Source organism: Streptomyces thermoalcalitolerans, from assembly GCF_039525155.1.
GTDB classification, from domain to species: Bacteria; Actinomycetota; Actinomycetes; order Streptomycetales; family Streptomycetaceae; genus Streptomyces; species Streptomyces thermovulgaris.
This window is the reverse complement of sequence record NZ_BAAAHG010000038.1, coordinates 23563-43110: the sequence shown is the minus strand read 5'-3', so window position 1 is coordinate 43110 and position 19548 is coordinate 23563. Positions and strand designations below refer to the sequence as shown.

General features: G+C 71.9%; 18 protein-coding genes and 1 pseudogene. 8 read left to right on the top strand and 11 right to left on the bottom strand.

All coding sequences use genetic code 11. From position 1 onward, the window contains the following. Positions 1-483 (top strand): SRPBCC family protein, encoded by a 483-nt coding sequence (locus tag ABD224_RS20540; protein ID WP_344051989.1) that lies wholly within the window; start codon positions 1-3, stop codon positions 481-483. A 19-nt stretch (positions 484-502) separates the two neighbouring features. Beyond that, positions 503-826, top strand: a complete 324-nt coding sequence (locus ABD224_RS20535) for a TcmI family type II polyketide cyclase (RefSeq protein WP_344051987.1) — start codon at positions 503-505, stop codon at positions 824-826. Between the two features lie 261 nt (positions 827-1087). On the opposite strand, the gene ABD224_RS20530 is transcribed toward ABD224_RS20535, so the two are convergent. The 5 genes from ABD224_RS20530 to ABD224_RS20510 form a co-directional block, all read right to left on the bottom strand. Further along, the gene (locus ABD224_RS20530; protein ID WP_344051985.1) at positions 1088-2116 is read right to left on the bottom strand and encodes a methyltransferase; all 1029 of its coding nucleotides are present in this window, start codon (positions 2114-2116) and stop codon (positions 1088-1090) included. 73 nt (positions 2117-2189) lie between these two features. After that, positions 2190-3248: a right-handed parallel beta-helix repeat-containing protein gene (locus ABD224_RS20525; RefSeq protein WP_344051983.1), complete on the bottom strand. Its 1059-nt coding sequence runs from the start codon at positions 3246-3248 to the stop codon at positions 2190-2192. 114 nt (positions 3249-3362) lie between these two features. Next, the gene (locus tag ABD224_RS20520) at positions 3363-4865 is read right to left on the bottom strand and encodes an MFS transporter (RefSeq protein ID WP_344051981.1); all 1503 of its coding nucleotides are present in this window, start codon (positions 4863-4865) and stop codon (positions 3363-3365) included. A gap of 69 nt (positions 4866-4934) precedes the next feature. Further along, complete coding sequence (locus tag ABD224_RS20515) at positions 4935-5915, bottom strand: zinc-binding dehydrogenase (protein ID WP_344051978.1); 981 nt, start codon at positions 5913-5915, stop codon at positions 4935-4937. Positions 5916-5991: 76 nt separating this feature from the next. After that, positions 5992-6492 carry a hypothetical protein gene (locus ABD224_RS20510; RefSeq protein WP_344052039.1) on the bottom strand — a complete coding sequence of 167 codons (501 nt, stop codon included), beginning with the start codon at positions 6490-6492 and terminating at the stop codon, positions 5992-5994. 42 nt (positions 6493-6534) lie between these two features. Here ABD224_RS20510 and ABD224_RS20505 point away from each other — a divergent pair, with 42 nt between their 5' ends. Then, on the top strand, positions 6535-7950 hold the full coding sequence (locus ABD224_RS20505) for a M1 family metallopeptidase (protein ID WP_344051976.1): 1416 nt from the start codon (positions 6535-6537) through the stop codon (positions 7948-7950). Between the two features lie 52 nt (positions 7951-8002). On the opposite strand, the gene ABD224_RS20500 is transcribed toward ABD224_RS20505, so the two are convergent. Next, the gene (locus tag ABD224_RS20500; RefSeq protein ID WP_344051974.1) at positions 8003-8578 is read right to left on the bottom strand and encodes a TerD family protein; all 576 of its coding nucleotides are present in this window, start codon (positions 8576-8578) and stop codon (positions 8003-8005) included. A gap of 182 nt (positions 8579-8760) precedes the next feature. Between ABD224_RS20500 and arfB the strand changes: the two genes are divergently transcribed. Then, positions 8761-9225 (top strand): alternative ribosome rescue aminoacyl-tRNA hydrolase ArfB, encoded by a 465-nt coding sequence (gene arfB, locus ABD224_RS20495; protein ID WP_344051972.1) that lies wholly within the window; start codon positions 8761-8763, stop codon positions 9223-9225. A gap of 199 nt (positions 9226-9424) precedes the next feature. Here the strand turns inward: arfB and ABD224_RS20490 are convergent, their stop codons facing one another. Further along, on the bottom strand, positions 9425-9916 hold the full coding sequence (locus ABD224_RS20490) for a flavin reductase family protein (RefSeq protein WP_425581022.1): 492 nt from the start codon (positions 9914-9916) through the stop codon (positions 9425-9427). Positions 9917-10566: 650 nt separating this feature from the next. Between ABD224_RS20490 and cdgB the strand changes: the two genes are divergently transcribed. Both cdgB and ABD224_RS20480 read left to right on the top strand, forming a co-directional pair. Next, complete coding sequence (gene cdgB / locus ABD224_RS20485) at positions 10567-12213, top strand: diguanylate cyclase CdgB (RefSeq protein ID WP_344051968.1); 1647 nt, start codon at positions 10567-10569, stop codon at positions 12211-12213. Positions 12214-12332: 119 nt separating this feature from the next. Then, complete coding sequence (locus ABD224_RS20480; RefSeq protein WP_344051966.1) at positions 12333-13232, top strand: CBM35 domain-containing protein; 900 nt, start codon at positions 12333-12335, stop codon at positions 13230-13232. Positions 13233-13238: 6 nt separating this feature from the next. Here ABD224_RS20480 and ABD224_RS20475 read toward each other — a convergent pair whose 3' ends face one another. The 3 genes from ABD224_RS20475 to ABD224_RS20465 all read right to left on the bottom strand — a co-directional run bounded on the left by ABD224_RS20475 (position 13239) and on the right by ABD224_RS20465 (position 16377). Further along, the gene (locus ABD224_RS20475; protein WP_344051964.1) at positions 13239-14171 is read right to left on the bottom strand and encodes a 1-phosphofructokinase family hexose kinase; all 933 of its coding nucleotides are present in this window, start codon (positions 14169-14171) and stop codon (positions 13239-13241) included. 120 nt (positions 14172-14291) lie between these two features. Next, complete coding sequence (gene nagA / locus ABD224_RS20470; RefSeq protein ID WP_344051962.1) at positions 14292-15434, bottom strand: N-acetylglucosamine-6-phosphate deacetylase; 1143 nt, start codon at positions 15432-15434, stop codon at positions 14292-14294. A gap of 7 nt (positions 15435-15441) precedes the next feature. Beyond that, complete coding sequence (locus tag ABD224_RS20465; protein WP_344051960.1) at positions 15442-16377, bottom strand: ROK family protein; 936 nt, start codon at positions 16375-16377, stop codon at positions 15442-15444. Positions 16378-16715: 338 nt separating this feature from the next. On the opposite strand from ABD224_RS20465, the pseudogene ABD224_RS20460 reads away from it, so the two are divergent. Next, positions 16716-16943 (top strand): annotated as a pseudogene (locus tag ABD224_RS20460) (DUF3263 domain-containing protein); the annotation flags it as partial. 59 nt (positions 16944-17002) lie between these two features. Continuing rightward, a complete protein-coding gene (gene otsB, locus ABD224_RS20455) occupies positions 17003-17899 on the top strand; it encodes a trehalose-phosphatase (protein WP_344051958.1) in 897 nt (298 codons plus the stop codon). Between the two features lie 52 nt (positions 17900-17951). Here otsB and ABD224_RS20450 read toward each other — a convergent pair whose 3' ends face one another. Then, positions 17952-19382, bottom strand: a complete 1431-nt coding sequence (locus ABD224_RS20450; protein WP_344051956.1) for an alpha,alpha-trehalose-phosphate synthase (UDP-forming) — start codon at positions 19380-19382, stop codon at positions 17952-17954. Between the last annotated feature and the right edge of the window lie 166 nt (positions 19383-19548).

Genomic DNA, 19548 nt, shown 5'->3' with positions numbered 1-19548 from the left:
ATGGCCGGCCACACGGAGAACGAGATCACCATTGCCGCACCGGTGGACCTGGTGTGGGAGATGACCAATGACGTGGAGAGCTGGCCGCAGCTGTTCAGCGAGTACGCCTCCGCGGAGATCCTGTCGCGGGAGGGGAACAAGTGCACCTTCCGGCTGACGATGCACCCCGACGAGAACGGCAAGGTCTGGAGCTGGGTCTCCGAGCGTGAGCCGGACCGGGAGACGCTCACGGTCAGGGCCCGCCGGGTGGAGACCGGGCCGTTCGCCTACATGAACATCCACTGGCGGTACGAGGAGGTGCCCGGCGGCACCCGGATGATCTGGACGCAGGACTTCGAGATGAAGCCGGACGCCCCGGTCGACGACGCCTGGATGACCGACAACATCAACAAGAACTCCAAGATCCAGATGGCGCTGATCCGCGACAAGATCGAGAAGGCCGCAGCCGAACGAGGGGCCGAGCCGGCCCTGAGCTCCGACTGAGCCGGACGGAGGACACACTGTGCACCAGGCCCTGATCGTCGCCCGGATGGCTCCGGGATCGGCCCCCGACATCGCGAAGATCTTCGAGGAGTCCGACCGGGGTGAACTGCCGCACCTGGTCGGTGTCACCCGGCGCAGCCTCTTCCAGTTCCACGATGTGTACCTGCATCTGATCGAGGCGGACCGGGAGCCGGGGCCGGCCGTCGCCGCGGTGGCGGACCATCCGGAGTTCCGGAAGATCAGCGAGCAGCTGTCGGCGTACGTCAGCGCGTACGACCCCAAGACCTGGCGTTCGCCGAAGGACGCCATGGCGCACCGCTTCTACCTGTGGGAGCGCGACTGAGCCACCCTCCCGATGCCGTCCGGTTCCCTCACGGACGGTCTCCGGCCGCCGGACCCGTGATGCAGCGGGTCCGGCGGCCGGTGGGTGAAGGGGAGAAGGGGGAGAGTGAAGAAGGAACGTGCGGAGGAGGAAGAGGGAGGGGGAAGGGGAGCGGGGCGAGGGGGAGGAAGAGGGAAGGAAGAGGGAAGGAAGAGGGAAGGAAGAGGGGACGGAAAGGGGCTGGAGAAGAGGGGGGCCTTCTCCAGCCCTGTCCGGTTTCCGTCAGGCGGGCACCGTGCAGTCGAAGGCGTGCAGATAGGGGTTGACGGGACTGATGTCGTTGATGGTCAGTCCGGCCGCCTTCAGCCGCTCGACCATGCTGTCGGTGGTGTGCTTGGCCCCGCCGACGTTCAGCAGGAGCAGCAGGTCCATGGCGGTGCTGAACCGCATGGACGGGGTGTCGTCGACGAGGTTCTCGATGACGACGACACGCGCCCCGGGCCCGCCGGCGTCGATGACGTTGCGCAGGCAGTGGGCGGTGGAGTCGTCGTCCCACTCCAGGATGTTCTTGATGATGTAGACGTCGGCCTTGACGGGGATGGCCTCACGGCAGTCGCCGGGCACGATCCGTACCCGGTCCGCGAGCGGACCGCCCTCGAGCAGCCGGGGGTCGGCGTTCTCCACCACGCGCGGCAGGTCCAGCAGGGTGCCGTGCAGGTGCGGGTGCTTCTCCAGCAGGCTGGCCACCACATGGCCCTGGCCGCCGCCGATGTCGGCGACGGAGGAGGCGCCGGACAGGTCGAGGAGTGCGGCGACGTCCTGGGCGGACTGCCTGCTGGAGGTCGTCATGGCCCGGTTGAAGACGTCCGCCGACTCGGGGGCGTCCTCGTTGAGGTGGACGAAGAACTCCTTGCCGTACAGGTCCTGGATGACGTTGCGGCCGGTGCGCACCGCCTCGTCCAGCTTGGGCCAGGCGTCCCAGGTCCAGGGCTCGGTGCACCACAGGGTGATGTAGCGCAGGCTGTTCGGGTCGTCCTCGCGCAGCAGCCGGGACATGTCGGTGTGCGCGAAGGTGCCGTCGGGCTGTTCGGCGAAGACGCCATAGCAGGTCAGGGCGCGCAGCAGCCGGCGCAGCGGCTTCGGTTCGGCCTTCACCGCGGAGGCGAGGTCCTCCGCGGACATGGGGGTGTCGCCGAGCACGTCGGCCACACCCAGCCGGGCGGCTGCGCGGAGGGCGGCGGCACATGCCGCCCCGAACGCGAGCTCCCTGAGCCGCATGGACGGTGGTGGGGCGGACTGAGCGGTCGTCATCTGCCGCCTTTCCTTCCTTGTCGGTCCCCGTGGGGTTCGGTCGGGTTCGGTCGGGTTCGGGGGAGTGACGGTCTCAGCACAGTCCCTCGGGCGTGGAGGCCCGGCAGGCGTTGCCCCGGAAGGTGTTGTTGTGCTGGGTGTTCTCCTGGTTGACCAGGTCGGCGGGAGAGTTGCCCCGCAGCGCGTTGTGGTGGATCCGGTTGTTCTCGCTGGTGGCGCCGACCATGCTCTTGAAGAGCACGATGCCGCCCGACAGCGGGGACTTGCCCGAGTTGCCGACGACCGTGTTGCGGGTCACGAGGGTGTCCTCGGCGCCGGTCAGGACGATGCCCGAGCCCTGCAGGTAGGGCAGCCGGGCGGTCGCGGCGCAGTACTTGTTGTTCTCCACGACCTGGTTGTCGCTCACGGTCAGGTCACCGGCCTTCGGCTTGTTCTCGTCGCCGACGACGAACACGCCGGCGCAGTTGCCGGTGATCTCGTTGGCGGCGACGGTGAGGTCCCGCAGCCGGCGGACGGTGACGCCGATCCGGTTGTTCTCGAGCCGGTTGTGGGCGACCTTGGTCCCCCCGGTGTAGAAGGCGCCCTCCTCGGCGGTGATGGTGTTGGCGAGGAAGATGCCCGCGTCGCCGTTGCCCCGGGCGGTGTTGTTCAGGTACTGGCTGCGGACGGAGCGCTCCTCGGCGAGGCCCCACACTTTGTTCTTCTCGGCGGTCACATTGCGTACGGTCAGCCGGTCGGTGTCGAGCGCCATCACGCCCGCGTGGGAGAAGCCGGCCACGGTCAGATCGGCGATGGTGACGCCCTGCAGGCGCTTGTCCTTGCTTCCTTCCACACAAATGCCGTTGCCGCGTTCGCCGCAGTCGCCGGTGGCCTTGGCGGCCGGCTCCAGCACGGTGTCGCGGCCCGCGCCGCGCAGGGTCAGGCCGGGCTTCGTCACCTTGACGCTCTCGTGGTAGATGCCGGGCGCCAGGAGGATGGTGTCGCCCGTCTTCGCGGAGTCCACTGCCTTCTGGATCGACTCTCCCGGGGACACCAGAAAGGTCCTGGGGTGCGCGTGCGGCAGGCCGACGGCGACCGTCGAGGCGGTCAGCACGGCGGCGCTCAGGAGAAGAGCGGTGTGGCGTTTTGTCATATCCTGCACGCTATGGCCCTGGAGTCCGGTCGCAAGGTCTGATAGGCCGATCGGGGGCGTGTCCCGTGCGCGGAACGCGGGCCTGTCCACAGCTGTTCGGGGGCGCCGGCCGGGTCAGCTCACCGACTCCGGTACGGCGGCCTTGGCCGGCACCCTGCGCTTGGGGGCCTGGCCCGTGATCATCACAGCGGCCACCAGGCCGGCCAGGAGCATGATGCCCGCGGCCCACCAGAGGGCGACCGTGTAGCCGTACACGATGCCCTCGGCGACCACCCGCGGCCGGTCCTCCGAGCCGCGCGGACGGGTGGCGAGATAGGCGGCGCTGCTGGTCGTGGCGATCGTGTTGAGCAGCGCGGTGCCGATCGAACCGCCCACCTGCTGCGAGGTGTTCACGGTCGCCGAGGTCACGCCCGAGTCCTGCGGGGCGACGCCCGCGGTGGCGGTGGCGAACACCGGCATGAAGGTCAGTCCCATGCCGAGGCCCAGCAGCAGCAGCGCGGGCAGCACCTCGCTCGCATAGCGCGAGCCGGCCGTCAGCCGGGTCAGGAGCAGCAGGCCGCTCGCCGCCAGGACCATGCCGGGGACCAGGAGCGTGCGCGGCGCCACGTGCTGCAGCAGCCGGGCCGAGATCTGCGTGGAGGTCACGACGATCGCGCCGGTCAGCGGCAGGAAGGCCAGCCCGGCCCTCAGCGGCGAGTAGGCGAGGACTCCCTGCAGGTAGTAGGTCATGAACAGGTACACCCCGAACACGCCGATCACGGCCAGCAGCATGGTCAGGAAGCAGCCGGCCCGGTCGCGGTCCCGGACGACGTGCAGCGGCAGCAGCGGCATCGGCGCCCGGGCCTGCCACCACACGAAGACCGCGAGCAGCGCCAGGCCCGTCGCGAGCAGGCCCGGCACCCGTGGATCCGTCCAGCCGCGCGGCTGGGCCTCGCTGAGCCCGTAGACGATGGCCACCAGACCGCCGCAGCCCAGCACCGCCCCGCGCACGTCCAGCCGGGCGCCGGGGTTCCCGGGCCGGTCGCGCAGGAGGGTGAGGGCGCCGAGAACCGTGACGGCGGCGATGGGCACATTGACGTACAGGCACCAGCGCCAGTTCAGGAACTCGGTCAGCACACCGCCCACGATGAACCCGATCGCCGAGCCGCTGCCCGCGAGGGCGCCGTAGACGCCGAAGGCCTTTCCGCGTTCCTTCGGGTCGGGGAAGGTCGTGGACAGCAGACTGAGCGCGGAGGGGGCGAGGACGGCGGCGAAGACGCCCTGGAGGGCGCGGGCGCCGTAGAGCATGCCGGAGGACGTCGCCGCGCCCCCGAGCGTGGAGGCGACGGCGAAGCCGATCAGCCCGGCGATGAACGTGCGCCTGCGGCCCACCAGGTCGGCGACTCTTCCGCCCAGCAGCAGCAGTCCGCCGAAGGCGACGGAGTAGGCGGTGATGACCCACTGCCGGTTGCCGTCCGACATGTGCAGGGCGCGCTGCGCGGAGGGGAGCGCGATGGTCACGATGGTCGCGTCCAGCACGACCATCAGCTGCGCGAGCGCGATGACCATCAGGGCCCACCAGCGATGGGGGTCGGTCACATGGGGCGATGAGGGTTCACCTGAACAAGGGCGGCTCATTCGGCCAGAACACCATGAATCAGATCATTGTGCACTCCTGGAGGGTCAGGTCGGGGCACGGCCGGCCGCTCAGGGTTCCAGCACCACCTTGCCGACGGTCCCGCGGCTTTCGAGTGCCCGGTGGGCGTCGGCCGCCGCGGCGAGCGGGAAGCGGGTCACCGCCGAGGTGAGGCGGCCCGCGGCGGCCTCGGCGAGGGCGCGCTGCTCCAGGGTGCGCAGCGGGTTCGGGCCGCCCGTCCTGTTCAGCATGGCGGGGCCGAGGATCTGCTCCGACAGGCCCTCGACGAGGTGGGGCTTCCCGTCGTGCAGGCCCTCGCCGGACCAGCCGAAGACGAGGTGCTGCCCGCCCGGGCCGAGCAGGGCCACGGCCTCGCGGGCGATCTTTCCGCCGACGCCGTCGAAGACCACGGTGGCGGACCGGCCGCCGAGATGGGCGCGCACCTTCTTTGCCCATCCCGGCTCCCGGTAGTCGACGGCCAGGTCGGCGCCGTTCGCCCGGACCAGGGCCGTCTTCCTCGGGCCGCCCGCGAGGCCGATCACGGTGGCGCCGGCGTGCTTGGCGTACTGCACGAGCAGGGTGCCGATGCCGCCCGCGGCCGCCGGGACGACGGCGACGGACTGCGGGCCCAGCTCGGTGAACTGGAGGATCCCCATCGCCGTACGGCCCGTGCCGATCATCGCGACGGCCTGGGCGAAGTCCAGGTTCTCGGGGATCTCGTGCAGCCGGTCGACGTCGGTGACGGCCAGCTCGGAGTATCCGCCGGGAACGAAGCCCAGATGGGCGACGACCCGCCGGCCCAGCCAGCGCTCGTCGACGCCCTCGCCGAGTGCCTCCACCCGGCCGGCCACCTCGCGGCCGGGGATGGTGGGCAGGGCGACCGGCTCGGGCAGCGGCCCTTGCATGCCCTCGCGCAGCGCGGTGTCCAGGAGGTGGACACCGGCGGCGGCGACGGCGACACGGACCTGGCCGGGGCCGGGGAGGGGATCGTCGACCTGTTCGTACGTCAGGTTCTCGGGCGGGCCGAAGGCATGCAGACGTATGGCGTACATGCGGTCACTGTTCAACCTCGAGCAAGGTTGAGGTCAAGGGCGGGAAGAAGGGTGGCCGAAAGAAGGCCCAGGGGGATCAGGGGACGCGGGGGAAGCGGGCCTGGAGGGTCCAGATCACCGGGTTCTCCGCCAGGTCCTCGTGCAGGTCGCACAGATCGGCGATCAGGTCGTGCAGGAAGTCGCGGGCCTCACGGCGCAGTTCGGCGTGGGAGAAGGACAGCGGGGGCTCCTCGGCGGGCGTCCAGTCGGAGGTGATGTCGACCCAGCCGAAGCGGCGCTCGAAGCGCATCCGGTCCGTGGACTCGGTGAAGTCCAGCTCCGCCCGCTGCGGGCGGGAGGCGCGGGAGCCGGCCGGGTCCCGGTCCAGCCGCTCGACGATGTCGCACAGCGCCCAGGCGAAGTCCAGCACCGGCACCCAGCCCCAGGCCGTGGCCAGTTCGCGGTCCGTCTCGGTGTCCGCCAGATAGACGTCGCCGCAGAACAGGTCGTGCCGCAGGGCGCGTACGTCCACCTGGCGGTAGTCCGTCTGGGGAGGGTCGGGGAAGCGGGAGGAGAGGGCGTAGCCGATGTCGAGCACAGAGGCGATGGTGTCACGGACGTGCGGCATAGGATCGCGCCCATGGAGCGATCCGCGTTGATTGTCCGGAAGGTCGTTCTCTGCTGTGTCCTGTCCGTGCTCGCGCTGACGGGATGCGGCAGGGAGGTGCGCGGCACTCCGGGCGGGGCCGGGGTGGGTGACCCGTACTTCCCCAAGGCGGGCAACGGCGGATACGACGTCAGCCACTACGATCTGACCCTCGCCTATGACCCGGACCGCCGTCATCTGACGGGGACGGCGGTCATCACCGCCCGGGCCACCAAGGACCTGTCCGCCTTCAACCTCGACCTCAAGGGGCTCGAGGTGCGCGGTGTCACGGTGGAGGGGAGGGACGCCTCGTTCAGCCGCGCCGGCCAGGAACTCACCGTGCGCCCGCACGACGGCCTGGTGCGGGGGGAGACCTTCGAGGTGACGGTGCGTTATGCGGGCCGGCCGCAGACCGTCGTCGACCCCGACGGGGAGAAGGAGGGCTGGCTGCCCACCGACGACGGTGCGCTCGCCCTCGGCCAGCCGGTCGGATCGATGGCGTGGTTCCCGGGGAACAACCACCCGTCCGACAAGGCCGCCTACGACGTCTCGGTCACCGTCCCCGAGGGGTTCCAGGCCGTCTCCAACGGCGAGTTGAAGAGCGAGACGACCAGCGGGGGACGCCGGACGTTCCACTGGCACATGGCCGAGCCGATGGCGAGCTATCTGGCCACCGTCGCCATCGGACGCTTCGAGATCACGCGCTCCACCCTGAAGAACGGCCTGCCGGTGTACATCGCCGTGGACCCGTCCCAGGCGGAGGCGAGCCGTGCGGTGCTCGCGCGGATTCCCGAGATCACCGAGTGGGCGGAGCGCACGTTCGGCCCGTACCCCTTCTCGTCCACCGGTGCGATCGTCGATCCTGCCCGGGACGGTTTCTACGCCCTGGAGACCCAGACCCGGCCCGTCTACCCCGGCGCCCCCAACCTGGACACCGTCGTCCACGAGATCGCCCACCAGTGGTACGGGAACTCCGTCAGCCCCAGGAGCTGGCAGGACATGTGGCTCAACGAGGCCTTCGCGACCTACGCCGAGTGGCTGTGGGCGGAGGAGCACGGCGGCAGCAGCGCGCAGCAGATCTTCGACGAGCTCTACCGCGACGAGCACTATCCGGACGAGGCCCACAACAAGGCCGTCTGGGCCTTCCCGCCGGGCAGGCCGAGCAGCGCCGCGCACATCTCGGACCCGCCCGTCTACGACCGCGGCGCGATGGTCCTGCACAAGATCCGCCAGACCGTCGGCGACGCCGCCTTCCACGACATCATCCGAAGCTGGGCCGCCGCCCACCGCCACGGCAACGCGTCCACCGACGACTTCATCGCCCATGTGGAGAGAAAGGCCCCGGACAAGGACTTCGACGGGATCTGGAAGGACTGGCTGTACGGCGAGGGCAAGCCGGCACGTCCCTGACGGGCCGAGCCCCGGCCCCGGCGGACCGGGGCTCGGCCGGCGTGCGTCGTCCTCAGACGTTGACGCCGAAGTCCTGGGCGATGCCGGCCAGACCCGAGGCGTAGCCCTGGCCCACCGCGCGGAACTTCCACTCCGCCCCGTGGCGGTACAGCTCGCCGAAGATCATGGCCGTCTCGGTGGCCGCGTCCTCCGACAGGTCGTAGCGGGCGATCTCGGTGCCGCCGGCCTGGTTGATGATCCGGATGTAGGCGTTGCGGACCTGGCCGAAGTTCTGGCGGCGGTTCTCGGCGTCGTAGATGGAGACCGGGAAGACGACCTTGTCGACCTCGGGGGGCAGCGCGGTGAGGTTGACGTTGATCGCCTCGTCGTCGCCCTCGCCCGCGCCGGTGCGGTTGTCACCGGTGTGGACGATGCTGTTGTCCGGGGTCTGCTTGTTGTTGAAGAAGACGAAGTAGGCGTCGGAGAGGACCTTGCCCTGGGCGTTGACCGCGATCGCGGAGGCGTCCAGGTCGAAGTCCGTTCCGGTGGTGGTGCGGACGTCCCAGCCGAGGCCCACGGTGACGGCGGTCAGGCCCGGAGCTTCCTTGGTGAGCGAGACATTGCCGCCCTTGGACAGGCTTACAGCCATGTTCGGGAGTCCCTTCCCTCGTTTTTGCGTATGCGGACGTTCTGCGTATGCGGACGAAGCTACAGCCACCCGTAGGAACGCCGCGGCGCTTCCCGGGGTTCCTCATCTCTTTGCCTTTTTCGCCGGGCCCTGTTCGCAGGCGCGCGAAAATCCGATGACGTGAACCGGGCGGGAGCGGGAACATGGGCGGCATGGCCGGTCCCTATCCCATTCGTGGTTCCGTCGTGCTTCCCGAAGCCGAGCTGGTCTGGCGGTTCTCGCGGTCCTCGGGTCCCGGCGGACAGCATGTCAACACCAGTGACTCGCAAGTGGAGTTGCGCTTCGACCTCGCAAACACCGAGGCCCTGCCCGAGGCGTGGAAGCGGCGCGCCCTGCAACGGCTCGCGGGCCGCCTCGTCGACGGGGTGATCAGCGTCCGCGCCTCGGAGCACCGCTCCCAGTGGCGCAACCGCGAGGCCGCCGCCGTACGCCTCGCCGCGCTCCTCGCCGAGGCCACCGCGCCCCCGCCCCCGCCGCGCAAGCCCACCCGGATCCCACGCGGCATCAACGAGCACCGGCTGCGGAAGAAGAAACGGCGCTCGGAGATCAAGCGGGAGCGGTCCGGGAAGGACTGGAAGCGCCAGGCGATGCAGCAGGGGTGGGGGTGACCGGGGCCGGCACGGCGGGACGGCGAGGGCCGGTGCGGGGCCGACAAGGGGCCGGTACGAGGCTGATACGGGGGGCGGTGCGGGCCGGCACGGCGGGACGGCGAAGACCGGTACGGGGCCGACAAGAGGCCGACACGGGGCTGATACTGGCCGATGCGGGGCCGGTGCGGGCCGAGGCGACGGGCCGGGAGCGCCGCCGTCAGCCCAGCCGGCGGTAGTTCCCCCGGTAGTACAGCAGCGGGCCGCCCTCCGTGCTCGGGACACGGGCCGTCAGCACACGGCCGATGACCAGGGTGTGGTCGCCCGCCGTCACCCGCTGCTCGGTGCGCAGCTCGAAGGTGGCCAGGGCGTCGGCCAGCAGCGGCGCGCCGGAGGACTCGCCGCGCGTCCAGGAGAGGTCCTTGAACAGCAGCCGGTCGCTGATCCGGCCCTTCATGGCGAAGCGGCCGGCGATGTGCCGCTGGTTCTCCGCGAGGATCGACACCGCCCACAGCGGCTGCTCGGCGAGCAGGTCGTCCATGCGGGAGCCCTCGCGCAGGCTGACCAGGGCCAGCGGCGGGCCCAGGGACACCGACATGAACGCCGTCGCGGTCATGCCCGCGTCCTCGCCGGCCGGTGCGTGAGGGTCGTCCGGGTCGAGCGGCGGCTCCTGTGCGGTCACCAGGACCACACCCGCGGCCAGCCGGGACATCGCGGCACGGAATTCCTCGTCGGTCACCCCCTCAGCATGCCCGGAGGCAGGGGAAACGGCGGAGGAAGCGGCGGAGGAGGAGACGGCGGGTGCAGGGGATGGGTTCAGCACACAGGAAACGCTAGCCAGCGGCATGCGCCCCTCGCATCGGGCCTCCGCCCGAAGCCGGACCTAGGTCTTTCGTCCGGGTTGGGGTGGATCGGGGGGGGGGGGCGGAGGGCCGGTGCCGGAGCGCCCGACGCCCTTCGGACGGCGGGGGGAGGAAACCGCGGGGCGGGGTCCTGCCGGACGGCCGCAGTACGGTGGGACGGAACGCCGGGTTCCGCGGGCCCGGCGCGATCCGGGCGGAAAGAGCCGGGGCCGGGCGGAGCGTGCGGCGGGAAACCGCGGTTTCCGCGCGGTGCGCCGGAGATCTCGTGCATCATGTCCGCACATGCACACCATCCGCGGTCGGGAAACGCACAAGGAAAACGCAGAAACTCCACTCCATTACGCACGCTTTTCTGTGACTTGAGTCACAAGAGCCATGAATTGTTGACCCTGTGTACCGGGTGGGCTTCGCGCTGTGATTCAGTGGCGGAGGCCGCACAGGACGATACGCCGAAGAGCACCCTATTGATTCACCACGAGGTCGCGGGGGGAGGGCGAACATGGAGAGCGAGTCGGAGCCGTACGTCCGCCTTTCGACCCTGCGGCGACTGCACCAGGCCATGGCGGAGATGAACACCGCGAGGAGCCTGGCCGACACGCTGCAGACCGTTGCCGACGGCATCGTGAAGGGCCTCGGCTACGAGCTGGCCTGCGTCAACCTCGTCCGCCCCGACGGCGACCTCGTCGTGGCCGCCTTCGCCGGGAACCCCGCCGCCGCGGCCCTCATGACCGGCCGGGTCGGCTCCCGCGCGTCCTGGGAGCGCCGGCTCTCCTTGGGAGAGCAGTGGGACGGGCTGGTCTTCATACCTCACACCGAGGGCTGGGTTCTCGACAACGACGACGTACCGCAGTGGCACACCGAGGGGCCCGAGCCCCGCTTCGAGGACGAGTGGCACCCCTCCGACCGGCTGTACGCGCCCATGTACACCCCCGGTTCTTCCGGCGAACTGCTCGGCGTGATCTCCGTGGACCGCCCGCGCAACGGCCGCCGGCCCGGCGCCTGGGGCCGCGAGGCGCTGCAGATGTACGCGTTCCAGGCCGCCATAGCCATCAGCAACGCACGTCTACGCGCGAATATGCAGCGCGCCCTGGTCCGTCTGGAGCGCGAGCAGCAGGCCCTGCGCGCCAGCGAGGAGAGTTTCCGCCAGGCCTTCGAGTACGCCCCCTCCGGCATGGCCATCGCCGAGATGGGCGGGGAGCAGCACGGCCGCATCCTGCGCTCCAACGACGCCCTGTGCCGGCTGCTGGGCCGCCCCGCCTCCGCGATGCGCCGCTACTCCTTCTCCGACCTCGTCCACCCCGAGGACGTGGGCACCCTGCTGCGGACCTCCGCCGAGGGCGGCCGGGCCGAGCTGCGCCTCGCCCGCCGGGACGGCACCTACGTCTGGGTCTCCCTGCGCAACTCCGTCGTCGCCGACACCGCCGACGGCCCCCGTTTCCTGCTCACCCACGTCGAGGACATCGAGGAGCGCAAGCGCCGCGAGCTCCAGCTCGCCCACCGCGCCTCCCACGACTCCCTCACCGGCCTGCCCAACGCCGCCGAGCTGCGCGCCCGGCTGTCCGCCCGGCTGTGCCAGCGGTCCCTGACGGGGAGCGGGAACGAGCCGGAGTCGCCGGACGCGGCCTACGGCCACCCCGCCTACGGCCTCGGCGGCCACGACTTCGACTTCCACCTGGGCTCACCGGCGTACGGCTCCTACGACCACCATGTGCACGTCGTCGCCCCCGAGGGGGACCGTGACGACGGCACCAAGGGGCTGGCCGTCCTCTTCTGCGACCTCGACGGCTTCAAGTCGATCAACGACCGGTTCGGGCACAACGCGGGCGACGCCGTCCTCATCGAGGTGGCCCGGCGGCTGAGCAACGGCGTGCGCGACGGCGACACCGTGGCCCGTCTCGGCGGCGACGAGTTCGTGATCCTCGCCGACGGCCTCGGCCAGGCCGACGCCCAGGACCTCGCCGTACGTCTGCGCAACGAGATCATCCAGCCGATCCGGGCCGAGGGCCGGGCCGTCCGGGTCGGGGCGAGCTTCGGCATCGGCTGGGCCTGCTGCGGCATGACGGCGGACGAAGTGCTGAAATCCGCCGACGAACGGATGTACATCGAGAAAAGGTCCCGCCCCCGGCAGCATCGCCGTGCCGGCTGAACCGCGGGTCGGCGCACGGGTGCGGCGTGAGTCACCCGTTCGGGTCCCCGGAAGCAGGTAGGCTCGCTATCTCTCACGACGTACGGCACCACCCGCACCACGCTTGAGGAGACCAAGGGATGACGGCCGGCAACAGCGGCGCGAGCACGCCCGAGGACGACGATCCGTTCGGCTACCTGTACGCCGACGGTCAGGCCAAGGGAGCCCAGCCGCCCTCCGGTGGTTACGGCTACCCTCACTCGGTGAACCGGGTCCGCACCGTCGGTCAGCGGCAGTACGGCCAGCCCCCTGCGGCCGCGCAGCAGCAGAACGCGCACTACGCCGCCCCGGAGACCTATCCCGGCGGTGCGCCCGCGGCCCGGCAGCAGCACCAGGGCGGTGCCGGCCGCGGCCGGGGCCCGAACACCAGGGGGCTGCTGATCGGCGCCGTCGCGGTGGTCGCCGCGGTCGTCACCGGCATCGGCATCGCCATGATCAGCGGCGACCCCGAGGACAAGGACGAGAACAAGGCCGGCGGCACGACCCCCACGGTCACGCAGAGCGCCGAGCCGACCCCGTCGACGAGCACCAGCGCGGCTCCCCAGAAGGAGCTGCCGAAGATCGACGCCAAGGCGCTCCTGCTGGAGAACGGCGTGACGACCGCGTCGGACGTCCCGGGCGCCAAGGCGGACGGCGGCGTCTATGTGACCAACTTCAACAACCTCGGCGCCTCGGTCACCTGGAACGTCAACGGCATCCCCGAGGACGGCAAGTACACCCTCTTCATCACCTACGGCGTCCCGGGCAAGGACGGCACCGCCACCCTCACGGTCAACGGCAAGCCGTCCACCACGCTCGTGAAGCTGAAGAACTGGGCGGGCGCGCCCGAGGGCGACTACGAGAAGGGCTGGACGAAGACCTACAACTACATCCAGCTCAACAAGGGCACGAACACCATCAAGATCTCGTGCGAGGCGGGCAACCAGTGCGACGCCAACTTCGACCAGCTCTGGCTGGCGAAGGGCTGGGTCGGCAGCTGAGCCCCGTCAGGCGGCGCTGACCTCCGCGGTCACCGCCACCTGCCCCAGCAGCTTCTCGTAGGCCTGACGGTCGAACTCGCCCGCCGCCGGGGACAGGACCGTCGCCGTGGACAGGGCCGCCGCGCGGGCCAGACGGTCCGGCCAGGGAAGGTTCTCCGCCAGGGCGGAGAGCAGGCCCGCGACCGCCGAGTCGCCGGCGCCGGCCGGGTTGCCCTGGACCCGGGCGGGCGGGGCGGCCCGCCAGACGCCGTCGGGGGTGTGGGCGAGAAGACCGTAGGCGCCCAGGGAGGCGACCACCGCGCGGGCGCCGCGCCGGCGGGCGTCCCGGGCGGCACGCAGGGGCTCGTGGGAGCCGGTGAGCTCGGCCAGCTCCGCGGCGTTCGGCTTGATGATGTCGGGGCGGGCCGCCACGCCGCGCCGCAGGGCCTCGCCGCTGGTGTCCAGCAGCACGGGGACCCCGGCCGCCCGCGCCGTGCGTATCAGACCGGCGTACGCGCCCACCGGCAGCCCCGGCGGCAGACTGCCGCACAGCGCCACCGCCGACACCGAGCCGAGCAGCTCCTTGTACACGTCCTGGAGGGTGGCCCACTCGGCGGGGCCGATGACCGGGCCCGGCTCGTTGAACTGGGTGGTGTCGCCGGTGCGCTCGTCCACGACGGCCGTGGTGCGCCGGGTCGCGCCCGCGACCGGGACGAGGGCGTCCACCACCCCCGGCGCCTGGGAGGCGAGCCGGTCACGCAGCTCACGCCCGGTGGCCCCGCCCGCGAAACCGGTGACCGTCACCTCGTGGCCCAGGGCCGAAAGGACCCGGGCGACATTGATGCCCTTGCCGCCGGGCCGCTCGGTCGCCTCGGACACCCGGTGGGAGGCGTGGGGCTTCAGGGACGGCACCCGATAGGTGATGTCGAGAGCGGTGTTCAGCGTGACCGTGAGGATCACGTGGGCCGACCTCCCCCGAGTAGGAGCGCGTGCTGCGATGTTCCGGAGCTTCGATCATGCCAAAGACCCGGCCGACCGCCCACCCCGCGGATCGGCCACCCGGCCGCACGGGCGGACGGATCATCCCAGCCGGGGGTCGACCACCCACGCGCCCTGCCGCATCACGCCCTTCAGCGTGAAGTCCTCGTCGAACAGCACCAGATCGGCGTCCTTGCCGGGTTCCAGGGAGCCCACCCGGTCGTCCAGGCCGAGCAGCCGGGCCGGGTTGGCGGACAGCGCGGCCACCACGTGCTCGACCGGCAGCCGGTCGACCGTCACGGCACGCCGGAAGGCCCGGTCCAGGGTCAGGGTCGACCCCGCGATCGAACCGCCCTCCACCAGCCGCGCCACCCCGCCCGCGACCTCGACCTGGAGCGGGCCGAGCGTGTAGCGGCCGTCGCCGTTCCCGGCGGCGTCCATGGCGTCGGTGATGAAGGCGACCCGCTCGGGGCCCGCGTGGTGGAAGGCCAGTTGGAGGGTGGCCGGATGCAGATGCACCCCGTCGTTGATCAGTTCGACCGTGACCCGCTCGTCCTCCAGCAGGGCCGTGACCGGACCCGGGGCGCGGTGCCCCAGGGGCGGCATCGCGTTGAACAGATGGGTGGCGACGGTGGCCCCGGCGTCGATCGCCTCCACCGTCTGCTCGTACGTGGCGTCCGTGTGCCCGACCGCCGCGATCACGCCGTGCTCCGCGAGCAGCCGCACGGAGTCGAGGCCCCCCGGCAGCTCGGGGGCGAGCGTGACCATCTTCGCCCGGCCGCGCGCGGCGTCGAGCAGCTTGCGCACCTGGGCCGGGGCCGGGGCGCGCAGCAGCGCCTCGGAGTGCGCGCCCTTGCGGCACGGCGAGATGAACGGCCCCTCGAAGTGGATGCCCGCGATCTCCCCCTGCTCGGCCAGCTCCGACAGCAGTCCCGCCTGCTTGACGAGGGCGCCCAGGTCGTCGGTGACGGTGGAGGCGACCAGGGTGGTGGTGCCGTGCCGCCGGTGGGTCTCGACGGCGGTCAGCGCGTCGTCGGCGGTGCCCGCGAAGGAGGCGCCGCCCCCGCCGTGGTTGTGGAGGTCGACGAAGCCGGGGACCAGCCAGTGCCCGCGCACGTCGAGGATCTCGGCGTCCTCACGGGCGCGGTCGGCGATCCGCGTGCCGTCGACGATCACCCGGCCACCGTCCACGATCCCGGTGGGCAGCACCACCCGGGCTCCGGTGAAAACCTTGCAGGGGGCCATCAGGCGGCTACCTCCGGGGAGTCGTAGAAGTGGTCAGAAGGTCCCAGGCCAGCAGCCCCGCGCCCAGGCAGCCGGCGGTGTCCCCCAGAGCGGCGGGGACGATCGAGGGCGGCTTCTGGAAGGTGATCCGCCGCCGGACGGCCTCCCGCAGCGGTGCGAACAGCGTCTCGCCCGCCTCGGCGAGCCCGCCGCCGATGATCAGAGTGCGGGGGTCCAGCAGGGTCAGCGCGGTGACCAGCCCGTCGGCGAGCGCGTCCACCGCCTCCTGCCAGACCGCTCGTGCCCTGGTGTCGCCGGACTCCACGGCCCTGGCGCAGTCGGCCGCGTCCGCCCGTGGGTCCCCGCACGCCCGGGCCCAGGCCCGGCCGACCGCCGCCGCGGAGGCGAACCGCTCCAGGCAGCCGCGCTGCCCGCACGGGCACGGCGGGCCGCCGGGCCGTACGACGATGTGGCCGATCTCGCCCGCGAGGCCGTGCGCGCCCGCCTCCACCCGGCCGTCGATGCCGATGGCGCCCGCGATGCCGGTGCCCAGCGGCACGAACAGAAACCGGTCCGTGCCCCGGCCCGCCCCGATCCGGCCCTCGGCGAGCCCGCCGGCGCGCACGTCGTGCCCCAGGGCCACGGGGACGCCGAGCCGTTCGGCGAGCAGGTCGCGCAGGGGTACGTCACGCCAGCCGAGGTTGGCGGAGTAGGCGGCCACCCCCCGCTCCTCGTCGATGATGCCGGGCACGGCGATCCCGGCCGCGGCGGCCTTCTCGCCCAGATGCGCCGCGCCGTGTGCGCGCAGGTCGGCGGCGAAGTCGAGGATGCCCTCCACCACGGCGTCCGGGCCGTGCTCACGGCCGGTCGCCCGGCGCGCCCGATGCAGCAGCGAGCCGTCGGCGGCGATCAGAGCCGCTTTCATCCCGGTGCCGCCCACATCGAGGGCGATGACGTGTCCCACGGGGGACAGTGTGACCCTTGGACCCACAAGAGGTCTAGTCCATTCGTGTGGCGGCGGCCTTATGGCTGATCTTTTTCGGACGTCCGTGTCATGCGCCGGTGCGGGTTCCGGTGCCGTGCCGGCCCGTTCGGCGTACGGCGGCGGCCCGGGGGCGAAGAAAGGCGGTCCAGGGCCGCACAGGCGGGGCGGCGGCGTGGGGGCGGTGCCCCGGCACTGTCGTCGGCGGTGGTTACGGTGCTGGCATGGCCGACAAGCAGGACGACCCCAAGGACGCCCACCAGGACGCCGCCCAGGACGCCCACCAGGACAACGCCCAGGACGCCGCCCGGGACGGCCGGGAGCACGCACTCGGCCGCAGGGAGCGGGACATCCTCGCCCTGGAGCGCCGCGGCTTCTCCGGCCCCGGTGCGAAGGAGCGCGCCATACGGGAGGAGCTGGGGCTGTCGCCCGTCCGCTACTACCAGCTCCTCAACGCCCTCCTCGACGACACCCGCGCCCTGGCCCACGACCCCGTCACGGTGAACCGGCTGCGGCGCATACGCGAGGCCCGGCGCGCCGAGCGGTGACCTCGCGCACAGTGCGCCGCCGAGGAGTGCGCCCCGCCCCGGGCGGATAGGTTCGGCACATGGGTAGCAGTCAGGACAGTCACGCCAACGACCCGGCCGACGCCCTTCCGTCTCCTCCGTCCCTGCCGACGCCGGCCACACGGGCCGGCCGGGACGGGCTCGCCGCGATCCTCGAGCGGCCGGAGCGCGCGGTGATCGCGCTCGACTTCGACGGGACGCTCGCCCCGATCGTGCCCGACCCCGACCAGGCCAGGGCCCACCCGGACGCGGTGCCCGCCCTCGCCGCCCTCGCCCCCAAGGTGGCCTCCGTGGTGGTGGTCACCGGCCGCCCGGCCGACGTCGCGGTGCGGCACGGCGGCTTCGCGGGCGTGCCCGGCCTGGACCACCTCGTCGTCCTCGGCCACTACGGCGCCGAACGCTGGGACGCCGCCACGGGCGCCGTCACCGCCCCGGCCCCGCACCCCGGAGTCGCCGCGGTCCGCGCCGAACTGCCCGGCCTCCTGGACCGGATCGGCGCCCGGAGCGGCACCCGGATCGAGGAGAAGGGCCGCTCCGTCGCCGTCCACACCCGCCGTGCCGACGACCCCCAGGCCGCCTTCGACCTGCTTTGCGAACCCCTCGCCGGCCTGGCCGCCCGCCACGGTCTGATCGTCGAACCCGGCCGCATGGTCCTCGAACTGCGGCCTCCCGGCATGGACAAGGGCGTCGCCCTGCTGGACCACGTCCGCGGCCTGGGCCCCGGCGCGGTCCTCTACGCCGGCGACGACCTCGGCGACCTGCCCGCCTATGCCGCGGTGGAGAAGCTCCGCTCGGACGGCCTGCCGGGGCTTTTGGTGTGCAGCGGCAGCACGGAGGTCACAGAGCTGTCAAAGCGGGCGGACCTGGTGGTGAACGGTCCGGCCGGTGTGGTGGAGCTGCTGAGGGCGCTGGCGGAGCGCGTGCGGAGCGTTTCCTGACGTGCGGGGGCGGGAGCGGACGCCTCCGCCCCGCCCCGCCGCACCCGCTCCGTCAGGCGCTCAGCTCGTTCAGCTGATCCAGGAACCACTGGGTGGGAGGAAGCGCGGTCGCGGCGGCGGCCAGCCGCTTGGTGCGCTCCAGCCGCTCCGCCCCCGGCATGCTCAGCGCCTCGTGCAGCGCCTGTGCCGTCCCCACCACGTCGTAGGGATTGACGGTCACCGCGTCGTCCCCCAGCTCCGCGTACGCCCCCGCCTCCCGCGACAGCACCAGGGCGCACCCGGAGTCGGAGACGACCGGCACCTCCTTGGCCACCAGGTTCATCCCGTCCCGGATCGGATTGACCAGCGCCACGTCCGCGATCCGGTACGCCGCCAGCGACCGTGCGAAGTCGTCCTTGACGTGCAGCAGCACCGGCCGCCAGCCGGGCGTCCCGTACTGCTCGTTGATCTCCTCCGCCAGCCGCCGCACCTCGGCGGTGTACTCCCGGTACACCGCGAGGTCCTGCCGCGACGGATACGCGAACGCGAGATGCACCACCCGCTCGCGCCACTCCGGCCGGTCCTCCAGCAGCTGCCGGTAGGCGAGCAGCCCCCGCACGATGTTCTTGGACAGCTCCGTCCGGTCCACCCGCACGATCGTCCTGCGCGCGCTTCCGTCCGGAGCCGCGCCGATCTCCTCGCGCAGCGCCACCATCCGTTCCTTGACGTCGGCCCGCTGCGACCGCTCCCGCAGGAACTCGGCGTCCGCGCCCAGCCCGTGCACCCCGATCCGGGTGCCGCCGAGCCCGCCGACCAGGGCGTCGCAGCAGTCGGCGAACGCGTTCGCCCACCGCTGGGTGAGGAAGCCCAGCCGGTCCGCGCCCAGCATCCCGCGCAGCACCTGCTCGGCGATGTCGTCGGGCAGCAGCCGGAAGTAGTCCGCCGGCGCCCACGGCGTGTGCGAGAAGTGCCCGATCCGCACATCCGGCCGGAAGTCGCGCAGCATCCCCGGCACGAGCGTCAGGTGGTAGTCCTGCACGAGCACGGTCGCGCCCTCGGCCGCCTCCTCCGCCAGTGCCTGGGCGAAGGCCCGGTTGTAGGCCTCGTACGACGCCCACTGGCGGCGGAACTCCGCGTCGAAGACCGGCTCCAGGGGGGTCTGGTAGAGCATGTGGTGGACGAACCACAGCACGGAGTTGGCGATGCCGTTGTACGCGTCGGAGAACACCTCCGCGTCGATGTCGAGCATCCGTACCCGTTGACCGCCGGTGTCCTCCGACGGCAGCCGGCGCCCGCCCTCGAAGCGGTGGGCCGCCGTCCGGTCGGCGTCGCTCAGCGCGGCGCACACCCAGACCGCGCCCGCCTCCGGACCGATCGCGGACAGCCCGGAGACCAGCCCTCCGCCGCCGCGCCTGGCGTTCAGCGAGCCGTCCTCGCGCACTTCGTACGAGACCGGACCGCGATTGGAAGCGACCAGTACCTTGGCACCGTGGGTTGAAGCCATGGTCCTCAACCTAGCCCGACCCGGAAACGCTCAAACGTACGACTCCGCTGCGTGAACGGCCGTGCACGGGTGAACCGGGGTTTCACGCCAGAGGGGCGAGCCGCGGCCGCACGCTGCTTTCCCGCCCCTTCTTCCGCGCTCTTTCGCGTTACCTTCGCGTTCTTTC